This window comes from Burkholderia sp. LAS2, assembly GCF_018417615.1.
GTDB classification, from domain to species: Bacteria; Pseudomonadota; Gammaproteobacteria; order Burkholderiales; family Burkholderiaceae; genus Burkholderia; species Burkholderia sola.
Genome location: NZ_CP071052.1, coordinates 589,047 through 611,470, shown reverse-complemented (window position 1 = coordinate 611,470; position 22,424 = coordinate 589,047). Strand labels below are relative to the sequence as shown.

General features: G+C 66.8%; 18 protein-coding genes. 10 read left to right on the top strand and 8 right to left on the bottom strand.

Annotated features, from left to right (window positions below; all coding sequences use genetic code 11):
* Positions 1-10 precede the first annotated feature (10 nt).
* Both cadR and JYG37_RS02850 read left to right on the top strand, forming a co-directional pair.
* Complete coding sequence (cadR, locus tag JYG37_RS02855) at positions 11-442, top strand: Cd(II)/Pb(II)-responsive transcriptional regulator (protein ID WP_050015860.1); 432 nt, start codon at positions 11-13, stop codon at positions 440-442.
* Positions 443-510: 68 nt separating this feature from the next.
* The gene (locus JYG37_RS02850) at positions 511-1,083 is read left to right on the top strand and encodes a PadR family transcriptional regulator (RefSeq protein WP_089488028.1); all 573 of its coding nucleotides are present in this window, start codon (positions 511-513) and stop codon (positions 1,081-1,083) included.
* Positions 1,084-1,128: 45 nt separating this feature from the next.
* Here the strand turns inward: JYG37_RS02850 and JYG37_RS02845 are convergent, their stop codons facing one another.
* The 4 genes from JYG37_RS02845 to JYG37_RS02830 form a co-directional block, all read right to left on the bottom strand.
* Positions 1,129-2,565 carry an FAD-binding oxidoreductase gene (locus JYG37_RS02845; RefSeq protein WP_213345874.1) on the bottom strand — a complete coding sequence of 479 codons (1,437 nt, stop codon included), beginning with the start codon at positions 2,563-2,565 and terminating at the stop codon, positions 1,129-1,131.
* Between the two features lie 15 nt (positions 2,566-2,580).
* Positions 2,581-3,369, bottom strand: a complete 789-nt coding sequence (locus JYG37_RS02840) for an ABC transporter substrate-binding protein (protein WP_006477297.1) — start codon at positions 3,367-3,369, stop codon at positions 2,581-2,583.
* 49 nt (positions 3,370-3,418) lie between these two features.
* Positions 3,419-4,573 (bottom strand): pyridoxal phosphate-dependent aminotransferase, encoded by a 1,155-nt coding sequence (locus JYG37_RS02835; protein WP_011694020.1) that lies wholly within the window; start codon positions 4,571-4,573, stop codon positions 3,419-3,421.
* Positions 4,574-4,779: 206 nt separating this feature from the next.
* Positions 4,780-5,448: a TetR/AcrR family transcriptional regulator gene (locus JYG37_RS02830; RefSeq protein WP_050015853.1), complete on the bottom strand. Its 669-nt coding sequence runs from the start codon at positions 5,446-5,448 to the stop codon at positions 4,780-4,782.
* A 120-nt stretch (positions 5,449-5,568) separates the two neighbouring features.
* On the opposite strand from JYG37_RS02830, the gene JYG37_RS02825 reads away from it, so the two are divergent.
* From JYG37_RS02825 to JYG37_RS02795, 7 genes are all read left to right on the top strand, one after another.
* Entirely contained in the window at positions 5,569-7,221 is a 1,653-nt protein-coding gene (locus JYG37_RS02825) for an acyl-CoA dehydrogenase family protein (RefSeq protein ID WP_213345873.1), read from the top strand.
* Between the two features lie 50 nt (positions 7,222-7,271).
* Entirely contained in the window at positions 7,272-8,780 is a 1,509-nt protein-coding gene (locus JYG37_RS02820) for a class I adenylate-forming enzyme family protein (RefSeq protein WP_213345872.1), read from the top strand.
* Positions 8,781-8,952: 172 nt separating this feature from the next.
* Positions 8,953-9,612, top strand: a complete 660-nt coding sequence (locus JYG37_RS02815) for a PAAR domain-containing protein (RefSeq protein WP_050015848.1) — start codon at positions 8,953-8,955, stop codon at positions 9,610-9,612.
* A 10-nt stretch (positions 9,613-9,622) separates the two neighbouring features.
* Entirely contained in the window at positions 9,623-10,168 is a 546-nt protein-coding gene (locus tag JYG37_RS02810; RefSeq protein WP_089488025.1) for a PAAR domain-containing protein, read from the top strand.
* Positions 10,169-10,172: 4 nt separating this feature from the next.
* Positions 10,173-10,898 carry a M35 family metalloendopeptidase gene (locus tag JYG37_RS02805; protein WP_080334332.1) on the top strand — a complete coding sequence of 242 codons (726 nt, stop codon included), beginning with the start codon at positions 10,173-10,175 and terminating at the stop codon, positions 10,896-10,898.
* A 4-nt stretch (positions 10,899-10,902) separates the two neighbouring features.
* Entirely contained in the window at positions 10,903-11,382 is a 480-nt protein-coding gene (locus JYG37_RS02800) for a hypothetical protein (RefSeq protein WP_124631498.1), read from the top strand.
* The gene (locus JYG37_RS02795) at positions 11,379-11,786 is read left to right on the top strand and encodes a hypothetical protein (protein ID WP_080334331.1); all 408 of its coding nucleotides are present in this window, start codon (positions 11,379-11,381) and stop codon (positions 11,784-11,786) included. Before JYG37_RS02800 ends, JYG37_RS02795 begins: the two co-directional genes overlap by 4 nt.
* Positions 11,787-12,011: 225 nt before the next feature.
* Here JYG37_RS02795 and JYG37_RS02790 read toward each other — a convergent pair whose 3' ends face one another.
* The 4 genes from JYG37_RS02790 to hemE form a co-directional block, all read right to left on the bottom strand.
* Positions 12,012-13,151 (bottom strand): branched-chain amino acid ABC transporter substrate-binding protein, encoded by a 1,140-nt coding sequence (locus tag JYG37_RS02790; protein WP_050015844.1) that lies wholly within the window; start codon positions 13,149-13,151, stop codon positions 12,012-12,014.
* Positions 13,152-13,235: 84 nt separating this feature from the next.
* Positions 13,236-17,168 (bottom strand): trifunctional transcriptional regulator/proline dehydrogenase/L-glutamate gamma-semialdehyde dehydrogenase, encoded by a 3,933-nt coding sequence (gene putA / locus JYG37_RS02785; RefSeq protein ID WP_213345871.1) that lies wholly within the window; start codon positions 17,166-17,168, stop codon positions 13,236-13,238.
* Positions 17,169-17,546: 378 nt separating this feature from the next.
* Positions 17,547-19,808 (bottom strand): primosomal protein N', encoded by a 2,262-nt coding sequence (locus JYG37_RS02780; protein ID WP_213345870.1) that lies wholly within the window; start codon positions 19,806-19,808, stop codon positions 17,547-17,549.
* Positions 19,809-20,259: 451 nt separating this feature from the next.
* A complete protein-coding gene (hemE, locus tag JYG37_RS02775) occupies positions 20,260-21,354 on the bottom strand; it encodes a uroporphyrinogen decarboxylase (RefSeq protein WP_279612901.1) in 1,095 nt (364 codons plus the stop codon).
* Positions 21,355-21,502: 148 nt separating this feature from the next.
* Between hemE and JYG37_RS02770 the strand changes: the two genes are divergently transcribed.
* A complete protein-coding gene (locus JYG37_RS02770) occupies positions 21,503-22,321 on the top strand; it encodes a transporter substrate-binding domain-containing protein (RefSeq protein WP_213345869.1) in 819 nt (272 codons plus the stop codon).
* Positions 22,322-22,424 lie beyond the last annotated feature (103 nt).

Sequence of the window (22,424 nt, the reverse complement as noted above, 5' to 3'; positions counted from 1 at the left end):
GGAGAAAGGCATGAAGATTGGCGAACTGGCCAAAGCGGCCCGCTGCACGCCCGAGACGATCCGTTTCTACGAGAAAGAGGGGCTGATGCCAGATGCGGAGCGCACCGATTCGAACTATCGCAACTACTCCGACGTGCACGTCGAACGGCTGCGCTTCATCCGCAACTGCCGCGCGCTCGACATGGCGCACGACGAAATCCGCGCGCTGCTGCGGCTCACCGACACGCCGGCCGACCGCTGCGATTCGATCAATTCGCTGCTCGACGATCACATCGGACACGTCGACGCGCGCCTCGCGGAACTCACGCATCTGCGCGACCAGCTCACCGAACTGCGCCGCCAGTGCGTCGGCGAGCACTCGGTCGAGGATTGCGGCATCGTGCACGGTCTCGCGACGATGGAAACCGTCGCGCCGGCCGCGAAGCGCTCGCATCTCGGCTGAAACCCTTGTCAAACAAGATAGTCTGGTAGAGAATAGTTATATTATAACTAGATATATATTTACTATTCATATCTATGATTCGTCCGTCCCCGCTCGCGCTGGCCGTCCTCGCGACGCTCACCGAAACGCCGATGCATCCGTACGGGATGCTGCAGCAACTGAAGGCCCGCGGCTACGACGAAGTCGTCAACGTGCGGCAGCGCACGAGCCTGTACCAGACGATCGACCGGCTGCTGCGCGACGGGCTGATCGTCGTGCACGACACCGAGCGTGACGGCGCGTTTCCGGAGCGCACGCTGTATGCGCTGACCGAAGCCGGGCACACGGCCGGGCAGGCGTGGCTGCATGCGCTGCTCGCGGAGCCCGCGCGTGAATTTCCGGCGTTCGGCGCCGGCCTCGCGTTCCTGCCGCTGCTCGATGCGGAAGATGCGCGCCACCAGCTCGAGCTGCGCATCGCGCGTCTCGACGCCGAACGCGAGCGGCTGGAGGCGCTGCGCGCCACCGCGCAGGCCGACCAGGTGCCGCGCCTGTTCCTGTTGCAGAACGAATATGCGCTCGTGCTGCTCAATGCGGAGCTCGAGTGGGCGCGCAGCGTCGTCGAACACCTGAAGATCGGCGCGCTGCGCTGGGTGGACGGCTGATGCGTCGCGCCGGCCGTTTTCCGTGAGGAACGGGCGTCGGCAGCGTCAAAGCACCTTGCCGGGATTCAGGATCCCAAGCGGGTCCAGCGCGGCCTTCAGGCGTCGCATCAATCCGATTTCCGCGTCGCTGCGTGTGTGCGCCAGATAAGGACGTTTGAGCACGCCAATCCCGTGCTCGGCCGACACCGAGCCGCCCATGTCGCGCACCACCGCATACACGCGGCGATCGAGCGCATCGGCATCCGTGTCGGTCATCTCGGCCAGCGACACGCCGATATGCACGTTGCCGTCGCCGACATGGCCGAAGAACAGGCACGTGAGCGCCGGCCAGCGCGCCCGCAACGCCGCCTCGCAGCGTTCGGCGAACGCGCCGAGTTCGCCCGTCGGCAGACTCACGTCGAAGTTGACGAGATGGGGCAGCGCATCGATCGCAAGCCCTTCGCGCAGCGTCCACAGGTCGCGCGCCTGCCGCTCGGAAGTCGCGAGCACCGCATCGTCGATGAGCCCTGCATCGAGCCCCGCAGCCAGCCCCGTTTCGAGCGCATGGTGCGCATCGCCGCCCGGCGCGCTCGTCGCGCATTCGATCAACACCACGAAACCGCCGTCGCCGACGAATGGCGCCGACACACCGGGCGTATGGCGCGCGACGTAGTCGTAGAACGCCGGCCACATCGCCTCGAAACTGACGACTTCCGGCAGCGTGCGCACGCGGTTCCACAGCGCGACCACCGCCTCGTAGTCGCGCACGCGGCAGAGCGCCGTGGCCGGCGCCGCCAGCAACGGATGCAGCCGCAGCACCGCGCGCGTGACGACGCCGAGCGTCCCTTCGCTGCCGATGAAGAGCTGCTTCAGGTCGTAGCCCGCGTTGTTCTTCAGCATCCGGTTCATCGACGACACGACCGTGCCATCCGCGAGCACCGCCTCGAGCCCGAGCACCTGCTCGCGCATCATCCCGTAGCGGATCGCGCGCGTGCCGCCCGCATTGGTCGCGAGCATGCCGCCGATCTGGCACGAGCCGCGCGCGCCGAGATCGACGCCGAACGTGAAGCCCGCCGCGTGCGCGGCGTCCTGAACCGTCTGCAGCGGCGTGCCCGCGCGCACGGTGATCGTGCCGGCCGCCGCGTCGAGCGCGTCGATGCCCGCGAAGCGCTCCATCGACAGCACGACCTCGCCGCCCAGCGCGACCGCGCCGCGCGCGAGCCCCGTCAGCCCGCCTTGCGGCACGACCGGCTGGCCGAGCCGCGTGCATAACGCGAGCGTCCTCGACACGTCGTCGACGCTACGCGGGCGCACCAGCGCGCGCGGCCGCACGCCGGCCGGCTCGTTGTACGCGGTGAAGTAACGCGGCTCGATGTCGGCCGCACGCGTGACGAGCGCATCGCCCAGTTCGTCGGCGAGCACGGCAGCGGCGGCATCGTCCGGCAGCGGCAGCGGCGTGCCGCCCGGTTCGCTGCCCGCGGCGCTCGGGTTCGGAGTCGGCATCGCGCGCGCCCCCGCTTACTTCGTCGAGATGTCGATATCGCCGAAATACTTCAGGCCGAGCGACTTCACCGTGCCGTCCGCCTTCAGCTTGTCGATCGCCGCGTCGAGCTTCGCCTTCAGCGCGTCGTCGCCCTTGCGCAGGCCGAACGCGATGCCGCTGCCGAGAATCTTGTCGTCGTGCACCGGCTGCCCGACGAACGAGAAGCCCTTGCCGTCCGGGCGCGACAGGAAACCGCGCTGGCCGGACGGCGCGAGCACGAGCGTCGCGTCGAGGCGGCCCGCGACCAGATCCGCATACGCCTGGTTCTGGTCCTGGTACGCGACGACCGCGACGCCGGCCGGCTCCCAGTGCGCCTTCGCGAAGGTTTCCTGGATCGACGCCTGCAGCACGCCCACGCGCTTGCCCTTCAGCGATTCGGGCGTCGGCAGCAGCCCGCTGCCGGTGCGCGCGATCAGCTGGGTCGGCACGCGATAGATGATCGTCGTGAAGTCGATCGCCTGGCGCCGCTGCTCGGTCGCGTTCATCGCCGAGTTGATCGCGTCGAACTTGCGGCCCTTCAGCGCCGGAATCAGCCCGTCGAACGAGGTCTCGACCCATTTGCACGACAGCTTCGCCGTCTGGCAGACGGCATTGCCGACGTCGATGTCGAAGCCCTGCAGGTCGCCGTTCGGCGCCTTCGATTCGAACGGCGGGTATTGCGCTTCGAGGCCGAAGCGCAGCGTCGGCGCATCGGCGAGCGCCGCGCCGGAGCCGATGGCGCACGCGAGTGCGAATGCGAGTTTCAGGGTTGCCGTGTGCTTCATCGTGATCTCCAAGTGTCCGGTCGATGCGACGTCTCCGCCGCCGGTTGTCCTACAGCGAACGCAGCCGCCGCGCGCCTTCGACCAGCGTCGCGTCGTCCTTCGAAAAACTGAGCCGGATCACGCCGGCGTCGGTGCCGTCGGTATAGAACGCCGACAGCGGAATCGTCGCGACGCGCGCGTCGCGGATCAGGCGCAGCACGAAATCGCTGTCGCTTTCATCCGAGAAGTGGCGAAAGCGCGCGAGCATGAAGAACGAGCCTTCGCTCGGCAGCAGCTCGAAACGCGAATCGGCCAGCTCGCGCGCGAGCAGGTCGCGCTTGGCCTGGTAGAACGCCGAGAGGCCGAGATAGCTGTCCGGCCGCGCGAGGATCTCCGCGAACGCGACCTGCATCGGCGTATCGGCCGAGAACACCATGAACTGGTGCACCTTGCGGATCTCGTCCATCAGTTCGGCCGGCGCGAGGCAATGGCCGACCCGCCAGCCGGTCACGTGGAACGACTTGCCGAACGACGACACGATCACGCTGCGCTCGGCCAGCTCGCGGTGGCGCGCGACGCTCTGGTGCTGCGCGCCGTCGAACACGACGTGCTCGTAGACTTCGTCGGACAGCACCACGATCCCCGTGTCGCGCGTGAGCTGCGCGAGCCGCTCGAGATCGTCGGCGGAGAACACCGTCGCGGTCGGGTTGTGCGGCGTGTTGACGATGATCATCCGCGTGCGCGGCGTGATGGCCGCGGCCACCTCGTCCCAGTTCACGCGGAAATGCTCGGGCGACAGCTTGATCGCGACCGGCGTCGCGCCTTGCAGCCGCACGATCGGCGCATAGCTGTCGAACGACGGCTCGAAATAGATCACCTCGTCGCCCGGATGCACGAGCGCGCTGATCGCCGCGTACAGCCCCTCGCTCGCGCTCGCGATCACCGTGATCTCGGTCGCCGGATCGTAGCGCGCGCCGTACAGCGCCTCGGTCTTCTCGGCGAGCCGCTCGCGCAGCGCGATCACGCCGGCCATCGGCGCATACTGGTTGTGACCGTCGCGCATCGCGCGCGCGACGCCTTCGACGAGCGCCGGATCGGGCGCGAAATTCGGCGCGCCCTGCGACAGGTTCAACGCGTCGTGTTGAGCAGCCAGTTGGCCGATCACCGTGAAGATCGTCGTCCCGACGTCGGGCAGTTTCGAACGGGGCGCGGTGGCGCTTCGCATGACTCCTCCTCCTGATGTCCTTCGGGCGGGCCGCGCCGTGCGCGACCTGCATCTGCCGCATGATTTAGCCCGAACCAATATCGGCGGACAATCGAAAGTTCGTCATGGAGGCCATGCATTTTTCTCATGGTTCGCCGGGAGAAGAGCTTGGCGGCAAGGCGGGTCTGCGCGCCTGATATGCGAATCAGGCATTTCCCCCGGGAAGGCTACGCGTCCGCGGCCGCGAGATACGCGAGCAGCACGGCTCGCAGTTCGCGGCGCTGCGCGGCGAAATCGAGCGCGGGCCCGAGCGTCAGCAGCGCCTGCGACAGGCCGCCGTAGCAGATCGTATGGGCCATCCGCGCGAGCCCGTCGAGCCGCGCGGCGGGCGGCGGATCGGCCGCGTGGGCCAGCGCGTCGCGCCACAGCGCGACATAGGCGTCGTAATGCCGGCGATAGGCGGTCAGCGGCGACACCTGCCGCTCCAGCGCGAACAGCGCGCCCCACAGCGCCGCGTCGGCGGCGATCGTATCGACCTGGAGATCGACCAGCGCGACGGCGAGCTCGGCCCGCGGCGCACCGCGCAGCCGCTGCACCGCGTCGCGCAGCCGGTCGGCCAGCGCCAGCACGCGGCGATGAATACAGAGCGCCGCGAGGCTCTGCTTGTCGCCGAAATATTCGTAGAAGGTGCCGATGCTGACACCCGCGACGGCCGCGATCTCGCGGATCGTCGCCTTCGCGTAGCCGCGTTCGAGCAAAAGCTGAACGAACGCCTGTTGCAGCGCGTCGGAGCTCGCCTGCGCGCGCGACTGGCGCGGCCGGCGACGCAACGCGGGCGCGGGTTGCGCCGTCGGCGAGCCGGGCGGCGCCGGAACCTGAACATGTCGCGGCGGCATATTTGCTACTCTGAATTCAGCAGGGAATACGTTTTACCGGCAGCCGGAACCCGCGCCGAAGCGCGTTGCGCGCGGCACGACGCCGGCTGACCGTGAAGCATAAGACCGGAGACGACCGCGATGACCGACTCGACCCACGCCGTCACGAACCAGTTCGACGAACTCGTCGACTATAACCTCTTCGCGACGGATCTCGCGCTGCGCGACGCGCTCGTCCGGGCCGGCGCCGACTGGGCCGTACCGCAGCTCGACGCATACGGCGCGCGGCTCGGCAGCGCCGACACCGCGCAACTCGCCGACGAAGCGAACCGCCACACGCCCGAACTGAACGCGTTCGACCGGCGCGGCCGGCGCATCGACCGCGTCGACTTCCATCCCGCCTGGCACGCGCTGCTCGGCCAGTATCGTCACGAAGGCTTCGTGTCGCTCGCGTTCCGCGAGTCGCGCCGCGGCCGCTGGGCCGCGCCGGCCGCCGGCTTCTACCTGCACGGCCAGATCGAGGCCGGCACGCTGTGCCCGGCGACGATGACGCAAGCCGCGATTCCCGTGCTGCAGAAAGAGCCGGCGCTGTGGGACCTGCTGCGCGACAAGCTCTACAGCGACGACTACGATGCGCGCGACGTGCCGGTCGCCGACAAGCGCGCGATCTGGTTCGGCATGGGCATGACCGAGAAACAGGGCGGCTCCGACGTGCGCGCAAACACGACGCTCGCCACGCCGGTCGGCGCGGGCGGCCGCGGCGGCGAATACCGGCTGCGCGGCCACAAGTGGTTCTTTTCCGCGCCGATGTGCGACGCGCACCTCGTCGTCGCGCGCACCGAAGCCGGCGGCCCGTCGTGCTTCTACGTGCCGCGCTGGCGGCCGGACGGCACGAAAAACGCGGTCGAGATCCAGCGGCTGAAGAACAAGGTCGGCAACCGCAGCAACGCGAGCAGCGAAATCGAGCTGAACGATGCGTGGGGGATCATGCTCGGCGATGAAGGCCGCGGCATTCCGACCATCATCGAGATGGCCACCTACACGCGGCTGAACTGCGTGCTCGGCAGCGCGGCGATGCTGCGCCAGGGCGTCGTGCAGGCGATCGCGTACACGCGCCAGCGTCACGCGTTCGGCCGCGCGCTCGCCGAGCAGCCGCTGATGCGCACCGTGCTCGCCGATCTCGCGCTCGAAAGCGAGGCGGCGCTGTCGCTCGCGATGCGGCTCGCCGATGCGTTCGAACGCGACGACTCGCCCCGCGAACGCGCGTGGAAGCGGATCGTCACGCCCGCCGCGAAATTCTGGGTCTGCAAGCGCGCGGTCGAGCTGACCGGCGAGGTGATGGAAGTGTTCGGCGGCAACGGCTACGTCGACGACGGCCCGATCGCGCGCCTGTTCCGCGAGGCGCCCGTCAACTCGATCTGGGAAGGCTCGGGCAACGTGATGTGCCTCGACGTGCTGCGCGCGGTGTCGCGCGAGCCCGATGCCGCCGCCGCGCTGTTCGACGAACTCGCCGACCTCGGCGCGGGCGAACCGCGCATCCGCGCGGCGCTCGACGCGTTGCGCGCGATGCTCGCCGCCCCGGCCGACACGCTCGAAGCGTCGGGCCGCGTGTTCGCGCAGCGGCTCGCGCTCGTCGCGCAGGCGTGCCTGCTGCGCCGCGATGCACCGGCGGCCGTCGCCGACGCGTTCGTCGCGACGCGGCTCGCCGCGCCCGACTGGGGCCGTATCGCGGGCGGCTTCGATCCGCGCGCGATCGACGTCGCCGCGCTGCTGCAGCGCGCGTACCCGGCCTGACGCCGGCCCGCTCAACCGAATTCGCGTTCGTTCGCCCGCCCGGAGCCCCGATGAACCTCGTCGCCGCCCTCGACCGCGCCGCCCGTGCGACGCCCGACAAGCCGTTCCTCGTCAGCGAATCCGCGACGATCACGTATGCGGCCGCACGCGAGCGTTCGCACCGCGCGGCGGCCGTGCTGAGCGCGCTCGGCGTCGCGGCCGGCGACCGCGTCGCCGCGATGTGCTTCAACACGCCGGCCTTCGTCGACCTGATGTTCGGCGCATGGCGCCTCGGCGCGGCGTTCGTGCCGATCAACCACAAACTGCAGGCGCCGGAAGTCGACTACGTGCTCGAACACAGCGGCAGCACCGTGCTGCTGTTCGACGTCGCGCTCGCGCCGGTGGTCGAGCGCATCGTGCATCCGGCGCGGCGGCTCGTGACCGAAGGCGAACTCGACGGCGTGCCGAACTTCGACACGATGTGCGCGACGATAGACGGCCTCGCGGGCATCGAGCCGGCCGACGACGACGTCGCGCAGATCCTCTACACGTCCGGCACGACCGGCCGCCCGAAGGGTTGCGTGCACAGTCATCGCACGGTGACGCTCGCCGCGATGCAAGCGGCGCTCGCCATCGGCATCGGCTGCAACGAACGCACGCTGATGGCGATGCCGATCTGGCATTCGTCGCCGCTGAACAACTGGTTCGGCGGCACGCTGGTCGCGGGCGGCACCGTCGTGCTGCTGCGCGAATACCATCCGCTGCGCTTCCTGCAGACCGTCGAGCGCGAGCGCGTGACGCTGTATTTCGGCGCGCCGGTGTCGTACACGCTGCCGCTCGACACGGTCGACGGCTTCGCGGCGTTCGATCTGTCGAGCGTGCGCGCGTGGCTGTACGGCGGCGGCCCGATCGGCGCCGCGCAGGCCGAACGGCTCGCCCGTGCGTATCGCAGTCACGCGTTCTTTCAGGTGTACGGAATGACGGAAGCGGGGCCGGCCGGCACGACGCTGTATCCGGACGAGCAGATCGCGAAGGCCGGCTCGATCGGCCGCCACGGTGGCCCGGGCGTCGACCTGAGGGTCGTGCGGATGGACGGTGTCGATGCGCGGCCGGGCGAGACCGGCGAGATCTGGTTGAAGGCCGACAGCATGATGCTCGGCTATCTCGACGACGCGGCCGCGACGCGTGCCGCGTTCGCGCCGGGCGGCTGGTATCGCACCGGCGACCTCGCACGGATCGATCAGGAGGGCTATCTGTTCATCGTCGACCGGCTGAAGGACATGATCGTCACCGGCGGCGAGAACGTCTATTCGAAGGAGGTGGAGGACGTGCTCGGTGCGCACCCGGACATCGCCGAGGCGGCCGTCGTCGGCGTCGCGCATCCGGACTGGGGCGAGACGGTCGTCGCGCACGTCGTGACGCGGGCGAACGCGGCGGCCGATGCGGACGCGCTGCGCGCGTTCTGCGGCGAGCGGCTCGCCGGGTACAAGATCCCGCGCGAGTTCGCGTTCGTGCAGGCGCTGCCGCGCACGCCGACCGGCAAGTTGCAGAAGTTTCTGCTGCGCGTGCGCAGGGACTGAGTATCCGCGATTGAGCTAGCGCATTCGCGCACGCGCGGTCAATGCAACAGGCGGAACGGAACAAGTAATAGAAGTTACCAGCGCTGAATCATATTCGTCCGATTGATCGACGTTTCTTATCTGGAATAGCGTCTCTAGGCAGCCATTCCATTTACTGAGACAGGGAAGCCGGATGAAAAACGAACACAAAGCACCGACCCATCTTTTCGCCACCGTTGGCGCACTCACGGAACGCGGTGGACGCGTCACCACCGCAACCAGCGGCCTGAACCTGGCAGGATTAGAAGTCGCCTGCGTCGGCGACGTAGTGACCTATGACGACGGCAGCGAGGCCGCGATTATCGACGGCGCGGGAAACAACCATAGCGGAGGCAAGCCGTTCGCGCTGGTCGGCAGCCGGTTGAGCAACGGTGACCGAATTACCGAAACGCCGCGCACCTCATGGGGCATTCACGTGCGGGAGGGGCAAAGCATTGCGGGCCTGTTCGATCCCACCTATGTGCCGCCACCCGCACCGCCTGCCTATAGACTGGCGGTACGTGGCGCGACAACAGCGCGCGGCGATGCATTGCGCGAGCCGTCCGGCACGTGGGAAGTAGCGTCGCACCTGGGAAAGCCTGCCACGGTGGGCGACCTGATCCACTATCCGGACGGTTCAACCGCGCACGTGACGAGCGGTCTGGGTTTGGCAGACAGGCCCGACTTCGCGCCGCTCGCATTCGTTGAAAGCGAACTCGATAACGGCGACACGATCACTGATAGCCCCGAGCGACGAGGCGTGGCGTCGTCCGTTGTATTTGGCATCGTCACCCGCTCGTCCATGCCCCGCTGAGGTAGCGCTCATGATCCGCTACTTTCTTGCCAAAGGCGACCGCGCCGGGGAAGCGGTGATTGTCGAGGGCCTCGATACCGTGACCTGTTCCAATCCGCCGCCGACGGTTCATATCGCCACGCTCGATATGAAGACCTACTGTTCGGCCTGCAAGCGCGAAGGATACATCGCACCGCAAGGGCCGCGCTGGCCCGGTACCGGCCCGAACGGCAAACAGTGGGCATTGAGCGGGGATATCAATGTCTGCGGATGCAACCCACCGCCGATCTTCTACGCTGAGCGCGGCATGCGGATGACTTTCACTGCGGGCGAAATTGCGGCGCTGAATGGGCGCAAACCTGGTGCAGCCCATCTGCCGTTTGCCTCATCGGATGCCGTACATGACGAGCAATTTACCTTGCTCGATGATGCGCACCGCCCGCTCGTCAACGTTCGCTATCGAATCGTCACCGACACCGGGCAGATCTTCGCAGGCATCACGGACGCGGCCGGGCAAACACATCGAATTGCCACCGACGCCGCAGCATCTCTGAAAATCTATACGAAGGGGCATTGACGCGATGAGCGGTTTTTCGGGAAATAAATACGACTTCGAAGATCAGGAAAACGAAGAATGGGTCCTCGTCCATTCGGGGGCCGTCACCAATACCAATCCGGGGTCGATGATCTATGTGTCCATCAACACGATGCCAATTTGCCCCAACATGAGCAACAAGGCATTCAGATCCCTAATAATGCGACTACGGGACACCGCGGTGATCTTAATTGAGGAGCGCATATCGGATCTGGCGCGATGGGATAAAACTGCCCGAGATAGAGTGCAATTCTGGTTTGGCCGAAGCGACGAAGCGATACGTCAAAAACTAAGTTTCGGCCTCCCCAAGCTCGCTGCGGCTATGTGCGAACTACAGCCCGAGAAGATCATCAGATGGGACGAACAAAGCCAGCGGCAACTTACATGCTCAGTGGCCCCTGATACTGGCGCAAATGACGCGGCTGTATGCAAGCCCGATTCGGCACGTCGCATAATCGCGATCTACCCGCATTTCTGCACTGTCGAGGATGTTTACGTTGCTGGAAACTGCAAATTGAAAATTCTCATTCACGAATGTTCCCATTACATTGACACATTCGATGCGGACGACGTCAACTATGGGTTTGCTCGAGGAATCGGATATTGGGCACAAGCCAATCCAGAAGGTGCAGATAGAAATGCAGACAGCATTGCATGCTACATCGCGCACTTTGATGAAATAAGTGAATTCTTAAAAAAGAATATTTGGTGATTGAATGATAAAACTTCTGATCCCCGTTGCTGCGCTTGCTGGTGCCGCTTTTATTCAACACGCAAGCGCTTGTACGATATCGGAACACATGCTCGAAAGCGTGCCTCTGAATTATCCCGGCATTCCAAATGCATATCGAATAAAGATAGTGGATATGGTTTTGGCTGCGCGGCAATGGCCCGATGTTGAAGTGCAGGCGCAAATCATCGCCAGCGCATATGTCGGCGAACGCAACTCCTTGAGTCTGGCAAAGTCGAGAGGTGACCAGCTGAAAGACTTCCTGATACAGCTTGGCATCAAGCCTCAATATATCTATGTTGACACGCACGTCAATCGAATTACATACCCAATCGATAGCACGGGCCATGGAGGATACTTGCAGCTCGGCGTGAGTCTTCTGCCTTTCTGCAAAAATGGATGTGGAAATTTATGCGACGCTCCGGCGTCTCGTCGACAACAAAACTCACCAAATAATAAACTATGAAATTAATTGCCGGCCTATGCGTCGTCGCGTCCAGTCATGCATCTGCATGTGTCGCAAGCGAAAATTTCGATATCCATTTTCCGAAAAACAGTTCATATATATCGAATTCTGAAATCGTCCGCACTGCAAACTGGACAGCAGACCAGAAAATCGCCTACGCACGTCACGTAACCAAGGAAACAACGCTGATTAGCGGCCATGCCGAGGAAAGTGAACAGAGCGCACTGCCCCTTGCACAATCGCGAATGCAAACCGCGTATGCGCTGCTGAAGCAATTCGGTTTTCTACGTGGAACCATTAAGACGAGCGCCCGCGTCTACTCGCATGGGGACGTAGATAATGGGCGGCGTGTGGAAATTTCCTTCCTGCCCGATTGCCCCAACAAGTGCTGTGAAGATAAGTAACCTCGCACTGCCGCCAGTCGCATCGATGAGACATTGACGTACACACGCGGCGCCCCCGTCGGAACATACCCAACCCGTTGAATCATCGCCGGCAAGAGCCGTATGTACTACCTGGCCGTGCACCGCCAAAGAAAAAGCCACCCGGCCCGACGGCCCGGTGGCTTTTTCACACGACCGGCCGGACAGCGACATGCGCCGCCGGCCGCGCGTCACATCAAAGGCTGCTTACTTCCCGCCGATGCTCTTCAGCGGCTTCCAGTCGCCCTTCTCGACCTTGTACATCGTGATGCCGCCGTTCTTGAGGTCCCCCTTCGCGTCGTACGCGACGTGCGTCGACGTGACGCCGGCCATGTCGGTCTTCGCGAGCACCGGCAGGTACTTCGCCGGATCGGTCGAATCGGCCTTCTTCATCGCGTTCAGCATCGCCATCGCGCCGTCGTACGCGTACGGCGAGTACGTCTGCACGTCTTCGCCGAAGCGCTTCTTGTACTTGTCGGCGTAAGCCTTGCCGCCCGGCATTTCTTCCAGCGGGAGGCCGGCCAGCGATGCGATCGTGCCTTCGGCCGCGTTGCCCGCGATCTTCAGGAACGTCGGCGTCTTCACCATTTCGCCGCTCATCAGCGGAGCGGTGATGCCGAGCGCCTTCATCTGCTTGACCATCGGCGCAGCCTGCGAATCCGCGCCGCCGTAGTAGACGAGGTCCGGCTTCGCCGCCTTCAGCTTCGTCAGAATCGCCTTGAAGTCGACAGCCTTGTCGTTCGTGAATTCACGGTCGACGATCGTCGCGCCGCCGGCCTTCGCGGCCTTCTCGAACTGGTCGGCGAGACCCTGGCCGTAGGCCGTGCGGTCGTCGACGATCGCGATCTTCTTCATGCCGAGATCCTTCGACGCGAACGTGCCGGCCACCGAGCCCTGCTGCGTGTCGGACGTCATCATGCGGAAGGTCGTCTTGTAACCCTGCTGCGTGTATTCCGGCGCCGTCGCCATCGCGATTTCCGGAATGCCCGCGTTCGCGTAGATGCGCGAAGCCGGAATCGTCGTGCCCGAGTTGAAGTGACCGAGCATGCCCTTGATGCCGTCGTCGACCAGCTTCTGGGCGACCGTCGTACCCGTGCGCGGGTCGGCCTGGTCGTCCTGCGTGTCGAGCACGAACTTCACGGCCTTGCCGCCGATCTTCGGGTTCGTCGCGTTGAAGTCTTCCAGCGCGAGCACGATCCCGTTCTGCATATCCTTGCCGTAGTGCGCCTGCGCGCCCGTCATCGGCCCTGCGTAACCAATCTTCACGTCGTCCGCATGGGCCGTCCCCGCCAGCGACATGACCGCGACGAACGTCGCGCCTGCCACTTTTTTCATCGTGTGTTGCATAGCATCTCCTTGGTACCAGGGTAAATGGAGCGGCTTCGGGATCGCCTGGCCGCTTCCTTTGTTTGATCCGAACGGCAAGGATGATCAGCCGATCGTCATCAAATTCGCATTGCCGCCCGCCGCGGCCGTATTCACGCTCACCGAGCGTTCCGTCAGCAACCGCTCGAGCGCGTAGTCTTCCGCGTCGCCGTTCTCGAACGCGCCCGCCGACACGCCCTGCACCGATACGATCGGCCCCGGGCGCTGCGCGACGTCCTTCACGAGCGTCTGCAGCTCGTCGCTGTCGCCTTCGAACAGCACCGCGTCGAACGGCGCGTCGGCCTGCTTGCGCACGGCCGCGTGCGCCTTCAGCGACGCCGGCAGCGCGGCCACCAGCGCCTCGCCCGCCGCACCGGCGAACAACGCGCGGTTGCCCGTCGCCAGCACCGCCGCGAACTGCGCGCGCGCGCCGCCCGGCGTGGCCGCGACACACAGCACCGTGCCGCGCGGGCCGAGTGTATACGTGTTTCGCTCGCCCGTCGGGCCGGTCAGCACCGCGGTTGCGCCGGCCGGCACCTGTGCGAGGTAACCGTCGCAGCGTGCGGCGAGCGCCGGCTCGCGCTGCTCGATCAGCCAGTCGCGCAGTGCCGTGAGCGCTGCCGCCGGATTACCGCGCGCGTCGCCATCGGCCGCGCCGTCCGCGATCAGCGACTCCGCGAGCGAACGCGGCAGCCCCGACGGACGCGTCGCGAGCAGGCGCTGCAGGTACAGCGCGCCGCCGGCCTTCGGCCCCGTACCCGACAGCCCTTCGCCGCCGAACGGCTGCACGCCGACCACCGCGCCGATCACGTTGCGGTTCACGTAGATGTTGCCCACGTGCGCATTCGAGATCACGTGCGCGATCGTCTCGTCGATCCGCGTGTGGATGCCGAGCGTCAGCCCGTAGCCGGTCGCGCGGATCTGCTCGAGCAGCTTGTCGAGCTGGCTGCGACGGTAGCGCACCACGTGCAGCACGGGGCCGAACACTTCACGCTTCAGCTCGTCGATACTGCCGATCTCGATCAGCGTCGGCGGCACGAACGTGCCGTGCGCGCACGCGTCCGGCATCGGCAGCTGCGTGACCGCATGGCCCTTGTCCTTCATCGCCGCGACGTGCGTGTCGATCGTCTGCTTCGCTTCGCCGTCGATCACCGGGCCGACGTCGGTCGACAGCCGGTCCGGGTTGCCGAGCGCGAGCTCGTGCATCGCGCCCTTGAGCATCGTCAGCGTGCGGTCCGCGACGTCGTCCTGCAGACACAGAACGCGCAGCGCCGAACACCGTTGACCGGCCGAGTCGAACGACGACTGCATCACGTCGGCGACGACCTGCTCCGCGAGCGCCGACGAATCGACGATCATCGCGTTCTGGCCGCCCGTTTCGGCGATCAGCGGAATCGGCTTGCCGTCCGGATCGAGGCGCGCGGCGAGCGTCTTGTTGATCAGGCGCGCGACTTCGGTCGAGCCCGTGAACATCACCGCACGCGTGCGCGGATCGGCGACCAGCGCCGCGCCGACGGTCTCGCCCGTGCCCGGCAGCAGCTGCACCGCGCCGGCCGGCACGCCGGCCTCGCGCAGCAGGCGCACGGCTTGCGCGGCGATCAGCGGCGTCTGTTCGGCCGGCTTCGCGAGCACCGTGTTGCCGGCGGCGAGCGCCGCGGCCACCTGGCCCATGAAGATCGCGAGCGGGAAGTTCCACGGGCTGATACAGACGACGGGGCCGAGCGGACGGTGCGTGTCGTTCGAGAATTCGCCGCGGATCTGCGCCGCGTAGTAGCGCAGGAAGTCGACCGCTTCGCGGATCTCGGCGATCGCGTTCGGCAGCGACTTGCCGGCTTCGCGCACGATCAGGCCCATCAGCGTATGCATCTGCGCTTCGAGCAGGTCGGCCGCGCGCACCAGGCAATCGGCGCGCGCATCGACCGGCGTGGCCTGCCAGATCGGCGCGGCGGCCACCGCGTGCGCGAGCGCCGCGCTCACGTGTTCGGACGTCGCTTCGCTGACCGTGCCGACCAGGTCGCGCTGGTCGGCCGGGTTGCGCACGTCGCGCGCCGGCGCGTCGGCGAGCGCGTCGTCGGCGAGCATCGGCGCCGCGCGCCACGGGTGGTGCGCGCTCGCGAGCAGCGCGGACGACAGCGACGCGAGACGGTGTTCGTTCGACAGGTCGAGGCCCATCGAGTTGGGACGCTCGTCGCCGTACAGGTGGCGCGGCAGCGGGATCTTCGCGTGCGGCGCGCCGAGCGGCACGATCTTCGACGCTTCGTCGACCGGATCGGCGACCAGCTCCTTCACCGACACGGTTTTATCGGCGATGCGGTTCACGAACGACGTGTTCGCGCCGTTTTCCAGCAGACGGCGCACGAGGTAGGCGAGCAGCGTCTCGTGCGTGCCGACCGGTGCATACACGCGGCACGGACGATTCAGCTTGTCGCGGCCCGTGACTTCCTCGTACAGCGGCTCGCCCATCCCGTGCAGACACTGGAATTCGTACTGGCCCGGGTAGTAGTTCTGGCCCGCGAGCTGGTAGATCGCAGCCAGCGTGTACGCGTTGTGCGTCGCGAACTGCGGATACACGGCGTCCGGCGCCGCGAGCAGCTTCTTCGCGCATGCGAGATACGACACGTCGGTGTAGATCTTGCGCGTGTAGACCGGATAGCCTTCGAGGCCGTCGACCTGAGCACGCTTGATTTCGCTGTCCCAGTACGCGCCCTTCACGAGGCGGATCATCAGGCGGTGACGGCTGCGGCGCGCGAGATCGATCAGGTAGTCGATCACGAACGGGCAGCGCTTCTGGTAGCCCTGCACGACGAAGCCGATGCCGTTCCAGCCGGCAAGCTCCGGATCGAAGCACAGCGCCTCGAGCAGGTCGAGCGACAGTTCGAGGCGGTCGGCTTCTTCCGCGTCGATGTTCAGGCCGATGTCGTAGCGGCGTGCGAGCAGCGCCAGCGCGCGCACGCGCGGCAGCAGCTCGCTCATCGTGCGGTCCTGCTGCGAGCGCGAGTAGCGCGCATGCAGCGCCGACAGCTTGATCGAGATGCCCGGGCCTTCGTAGATGCCGCGGCCGCCGGCCGCCTTGCCGATCGCGTGGATCGCCTGTTCGTACGACGCGTAGTAGCGCTGCGCGTCCTCTTCGGTCGTCGCCGCTTCGCCGAGCATGTCGTACGAATAGCGGAAGCCGCGCGCTTCGTACTTGCGGCTGTTCGCGAGCGCCTCGGAAATCGTTTCGCCGGTGACGAACTGCTCGCCCATCAGGCGCATCGCCATGTCGACGCCCTTGCGGATCAGCGGCTCGCCGCCGCGGCCGATCAGGCGCGTGAGTGCCGACGACAGGCCCGCTTCGCTGTTGGTCGTCACGAGCTTGCCGGTGATCATCAGCCCCCAGGTCGCCGCGTTCACGAACAGCGACGGCGCGTGGCCGACGTGCGAGCGCCAGTCGCCCTTGCTGATCTTGTCGCGGATCAACGCGTCGCGCGTCGCGCGATCGGGAATGCGCAGCAGCGCTTCGGCGAGGCACATCAGCGCGACGCCTTCCTGGCTCGACAGCGAGAACTCGTGGATCAGCCCTTCGACGCCGCCGCCCGAGCTCTTCTCGCGCAGCGCCTCGACCAGCTTCGTCGCGAGCGCCTGCACGTCCGCCTGCAGGTTCGCAGGCAGGCGCGCCTGGCCGAGCAGGAACGGCACGCACTCCGGTTCCGGCCGGCGGTACGCAGCCGTGATCGCCGCGCGCAGCACCGATTGCGGCTGCACGTTCTGCGCGAACTCGAGGAACGGATGCGGCGAGTTGTCGTCGTCGCCGTCCGCGGCCTGACCGTCGGCGAGCTCCGTCACGCCGCTGTGGCCCGACAGCTCGGCCGGCAACTGGCCGTGCTCGATCCGCTCGAGATACGCGAAGATCGCCTGCTTGATCAGCCAGTGGGGAGTGCGCTCGAGACGCGCTGCCGCGTCTTTCAGGCGCGAGCGGAGAAGGTCGTCGACTTTGACGCCGAGAGTCGTGCTTGCCATGGTGGGTTCGTGCGCCGGTGCGAGCCCGGCAGTATGGTGTGAGAGGATGCGCGAAATCCTACGGCACGCAATAAAAAGGTGCAACCAAATTGAGAGAGGGGTTGCACCCATAAGTTAGTCAATATAATCAGCCACTTATGAGGTTGCAACCTAGGGGTTGCCCGTGGTCGGGGGCTCGGTGTTTTCCCTGATCGGGGCGATTCGGTACGCGTGTGCAACCTTCGGCATGCGCGGAAGCAGTCGAAAACGGGTTGCACTGGGCGGTGTGACGCGGTGGGGTGCGGGCGCCGGGCGCGAGACGGGAGACGATTCGGGCGCGCGGCGGCCCCGGCTTCCCGTATCAGGCAACGCCCCGCGCGACAGCCGCGCGGGCGTCGCTCAGATATCCAGCGGATCGACCTCGACGCTCCACCGCAGCACGCCCTTCAGCGCGCGCAACTCCGGCAACCATGCGCGCAGCGCATGCTGCAGCGCCGCCCGCGATGCGCTTTCGAGGAGCAACTGCGCGCGGTGAACGTTGGCGACCTTCACGATCGTCATCGGCACCGCGTCGTACACGGTCACGCGTTCGGCGCCCGGCAGCCCCGACAACGCGGCCGCGGCCTGCAGCAGGAACGCGAGCGCCGCGTCGAGCGTACGCCCTTCGGCGCGCAGCAGCGCCTGGTAGACGAACGGCGGCAGGTGCGCGTCGCGACGCTCGCCGAGCTGCGAATTCGCGAAGCCGACGTAATCCTGCCGGCCGAGCGCGTGGTACAGCGCGTGACGCGGGTAGCGCGTCTGCACCATCACCTCGCCCGGCAGCCCGGCCCGCCCCGCGCGGCCGCTCACCTGCATCAGCTGCGCGAACAGCCGCTCGCTCGCGCGGAAGTCGTGCGAAAACAGCGCGGTATCGGCATTGAGCACGCCGACGAGCGACACGCGCTGGAAGTCGTGCCCCTTCGCGATCATCTGCGTGCCGACCAGGATGTCGACCTCGCCCGCGTGCACGTCGGAAAAAAGCGCCTGCGCGCTGCCCTTGCGGCGCGTGCTGTCCGCGTCGATCCGCAGGATCCGCGCGCCCGGCACGGTCTCGGCGAGCGCCTCCTCGATGCGCTGCGTGCCGCGCCCGAGCGGCGCGATGTCGACGTTCCCGCACTCGGGACACGACCGCGGAATCCGCGCTTCCCAGCCGCAGTGATGGCAGCGCAGCGCATGCTCGGGCTTGTGCAGCACGACGTACGCGCTGCAGCGCGGGCAACCGGCCACCCAGCCGCATGCGTCGCACGCGAGCTGCGGCGCATAACCGCGCCGGTTCAGGAACACGAGGCTCTGTTCGCCGCGTTCGAGCCGCGCCTTCAGCGCCGCGACGAGCGGCCCCGACAGCCCGCCCATCGATGCGCGCCCGCGCCGCCGTTCCTCTTCGAGATCGATCAGCCGCACGGTCGGCAGCGTCGCGTCGGCCACCGCGCGGCGCGACAGCGTGAGCCGCGTGTAGCGCCCCTGCTCCGCCTGCCACCAGCTTTCGAGCGACGGCGTGGCCGAGCCGAGCACGATAGTGATGCCGAGCTGCTTCGCGCGCCACACCGCCAGGTCACGCGCCGAATAGCGCAATCCTTCCTGCTGCTTGTACGCGGGCTCGTGCTCCTCGTCGACGACGATCAGCGCGAGCGTCGGCATCGACGCGAGCACCGCGAGCCGCGTGCCGAGCACGATCCGCGCGCGGCCCGTGTGCGCGGCGAGCCAGTTGCGCGCCCGCTCGCCTTCGGCAAGCCCGCTGTGCAGCGTGACGATCGCATCGTCGGCGAGCGCGCCCGCGAAGCGCGCGCGAAACGCGGCCTCGAACTGCGGCGTCAGGTTGATTTCCGGCACGAGCACGAGCGCCTGCGCGTCCGGCCGCGCGTCGAGCAGCGACGCGAGCGCATGCAGATAGACCTCGGTCTTGCCGCTGCCCGTCACGCCGTGCAGCAGGAACGGCGCGAAGCCCTGCGCCGCGCGGATCGCGTCGAGCGCCTCGGCCTGCTGGTCGGTCAACGCCGGCGGCACAGCGCGCCCACTGCTTGTCGACAGGTTATCCACAGGGTTGGCCACAGGCGCATCGGCCCAGCCGATCTCTTCGACGTCGACCCAGCCGCGTGCCGCCCAGTCGTCGAGCGTCGCGACAGCCTTCGGATGCAGCGCACGCGCGTCGGGCAGCGTCAACGAACCGGTATCGGCCAGCGCCTGCGCGAGCCGGCGCAGCGCGGCGCCGCGCGCGGGCAATGCGTCGGGCAGCGCCGCGCGGCCGGCTTCGGTCGGCCGGTAGCGCACTTCGGGCGCGAGCAACCGCCCCCAGCGCCCGGCGTCGCGCAGCGCCTGCGGCAGCGCCGGTAACGCGACTTCGCCGCGCCCGCGCTGATAGTAGTCGGCGGCGAACGATACGAGCGCGAGCCAGTCCGCCGACAGCGGCGGCAGCTCCGTGCAGATCGCATCGACCGCGCGCAGCCGCGTCGGCGGTACCTCGGTGTGAGTGGTGACTTCGCAGACGAGCCCGACGGCCTGCCGCTTGCCGAACGGCACCTGCACGAGCGTGCCGGGCACGGGCATCGGCTGCGCGTCGCAGCGGTAGTCGAACAGGGTCGCGAGCGGATGGTCGAGCGCCACGCGCAGGTAGGTGCCGCTCATCCGCGCGCTCCGGCAGCGGCGGTACGCAGCATACGGACGGCCGGCATCCGCGTCCGCATCGCGGCGGCGAACTTAAAGTAAAACGTCAGATTCGGCGCTAAGTTTTGGATTCGCATTAGGAATCGCCGTATACCCTGCCCAGCCTGTGGATAACTTTGTTGAGAACTCGCCGCTCAATGGCCGCAACGCGCGCCGGGCCGTGCTTTCCGCTGTTTTTCGCCGCTTCCGGCGGTGCCCCGCGAAGCCTTATTCCATAAGGCTGCTATTCAAATTACCCAACCATAGCGAGACAAATTGACCGATACGGGGCTCTACCGCGCTGCAACGTGGAAAATGTGTATAAGTCAAGTCTTGACAAGCACCGAATCGGCAACGGGAGCGGGGTTGCGTCCTGTTTAGTTTCAAAAACGAAACATCGTCATCCCGCAGCGCAGCATGACGGCGCTTGCGTTCAGCCCGACGCTCCGCTACGGATCGCGCGGCTGTGGGTATGGACTTCGTCGACGAGTTCGGCGACGTGATCGGGCGACGTGAATTGCGAAATGCCGTGCCCGAGGTTGAACACGTGGCCCGGATGGTTGCCGTAGCTGTCGAGCACCGCGCGCGCCTGTTCGCGCACCGCGGCCGGCGGCGCAAACAGGATCGTCGGGTCGAGGTTGCCCTGCAGGGCGACGCGCCCCGCGACGCGCTCGCGCGCGGCGCCGAGGTTGACCGTCCAGTCGAGCCCGACCGCGTCGACGCCGGTCGCCGCGATCTCCTCGAGCCACAGCCCGCCGCCCTTCGTGAACGTGATCACCGGCACGCGCTCGCCGTCATGCTCGCGCTTGAGCTGCGACACCACGCGACGGATATAGTCGAGCGAGAAGCGCTGGTACGCGCCGTCGGCCAGCGCGCCGCCCCACGTATCGAAGATCATCACGGCCTGCGCGCCCGCTTCGATCTGTGCGTTCAGGTACGCGGCCACCGCCTGCGCGTTCACGTCGAGGATCCGGTGCATCAGGTCCGGGCGCGAATACGCCATCGACTTCACCGTACGGAAATCGTCCGAGCCGCCGCCTTCGACCATGTAGCACGCGAGCGTCCACGGGCTGCCCGAGAAGCCGATCAGCGGCACGCGCTGCCGGCCCTGGCCGTCGGTGAGCGCGCGGCGGATCTCGCGCACGGCGCCCGTCACGTAGCCGAGCGTCTCCTCGATGTCCGGCACCGCGAGCCTCGCGACGTCGGCCTCGGTGCGCACCGGATGCGCGAACTTCGGCCCTTCGCCGACCTGGAAGTCGAGGCCGAGCCCCATCGCGTCGGGAATCGTCAGGATGTCCGAGAACAGGATCGCGGCGTCGAGCGGAAAGCGCTCGAGCGGCTGCAACGTCACTTCTGTCGCGTAGTCGGGATGCTTCGCGAGACCGAGGAAGCTGCCGGCGCGCGCGCGCGTCGCGTTGTATTCGGGCAGGTAGCGGCCGGCCTGGCGCATCAGCCAGATCGGCGTGTAGTCGGTCGGCTCGCGCAGAAGCGCACGCAGGAAGGTGTCGTTGAGCAGGTTATGGGCCACGGTAGGAGCGACGAAGCGAAGGCAAAGCGGCATTTTACCGGACAGCCGCGATCGGGCTGCGCATGCCGATGCGATGGCGGCCATATGACGCGCGCGATGGCTCCGTTATGATCGGACGCTCATATCGAACGAAACGAAGGAGGAGACGATGAAGACACTCGCCACGCTTGCCGCGCTCGCCACTGCCACCGCGTTTTGCTGCGCTGCCGCGCACGCGCAGGGAGCGGCCACGGCCACGGCCGCGCCCGCGGACGCTGCGGCCGCCGGCTCGCGGCTCGACGACGTGCTCGCGCGCGGCACGCTGCGCGTGTGCACGACGGGCGATTACAAGCCGTATTCGTACTACCGCGCGGACGGCCGCTTCGAGGGCATCGACATCGATATGGCGGAGTCGCTCGCGAAATCGCTCGGCGTGAAGGCGGACTACGTGAAGACGAGCTGGCCGAACCTCACCCACGACTTCGTCGCGAAGTGCGACATCGCGGTGGGCGGCGTGTCGACGACGCTCGAGCGCCAGAAGCGCGTGTTCTTCACGCAGCCGTACGTGGTCGACGGCAAGACGCCGATCGTGCGCTGCGCGGATGCCGACAAGTACCAGACCGTCGCGCAGATCGACCGGCCCGATACGCGCGTGATCGTGAATCCGGGCGGGACCAACGAGCGCTTCGCGAAGCAGTTCTTCGCGCATGCGAACCTGAGCGTCTATCCGGACAACGTGACGATCTTCAAGCAGATCCTCGCGGGCAAGGCTGACGTGATGGTGACGGATGCGTCCGAGACGCTGCTGCAGCAAAAGCTGAATCCGGGCCTCTGCTCGGTGCATCCGGACAAACCGTTCCAGTTCGGCGAGAAGGCGTATATGGTGCCGCGCGGCGACGTCGTGTTCCAGCAATACGTCGACCAGTGGCTGCATCTCGCGCTGTCCACCGGTGAATACCAGGCAATTGCGGACAAGTGGCTGAAGTAGTCGCGAGCGCGTGCGGCCTCGGCGGCCAATAATGGAAATCGTCCCCGTTGTTGCCGCCGACGAAGACTGAAAGCGGTGTGTTCTGCAGCCGGGCCGGCGCCCC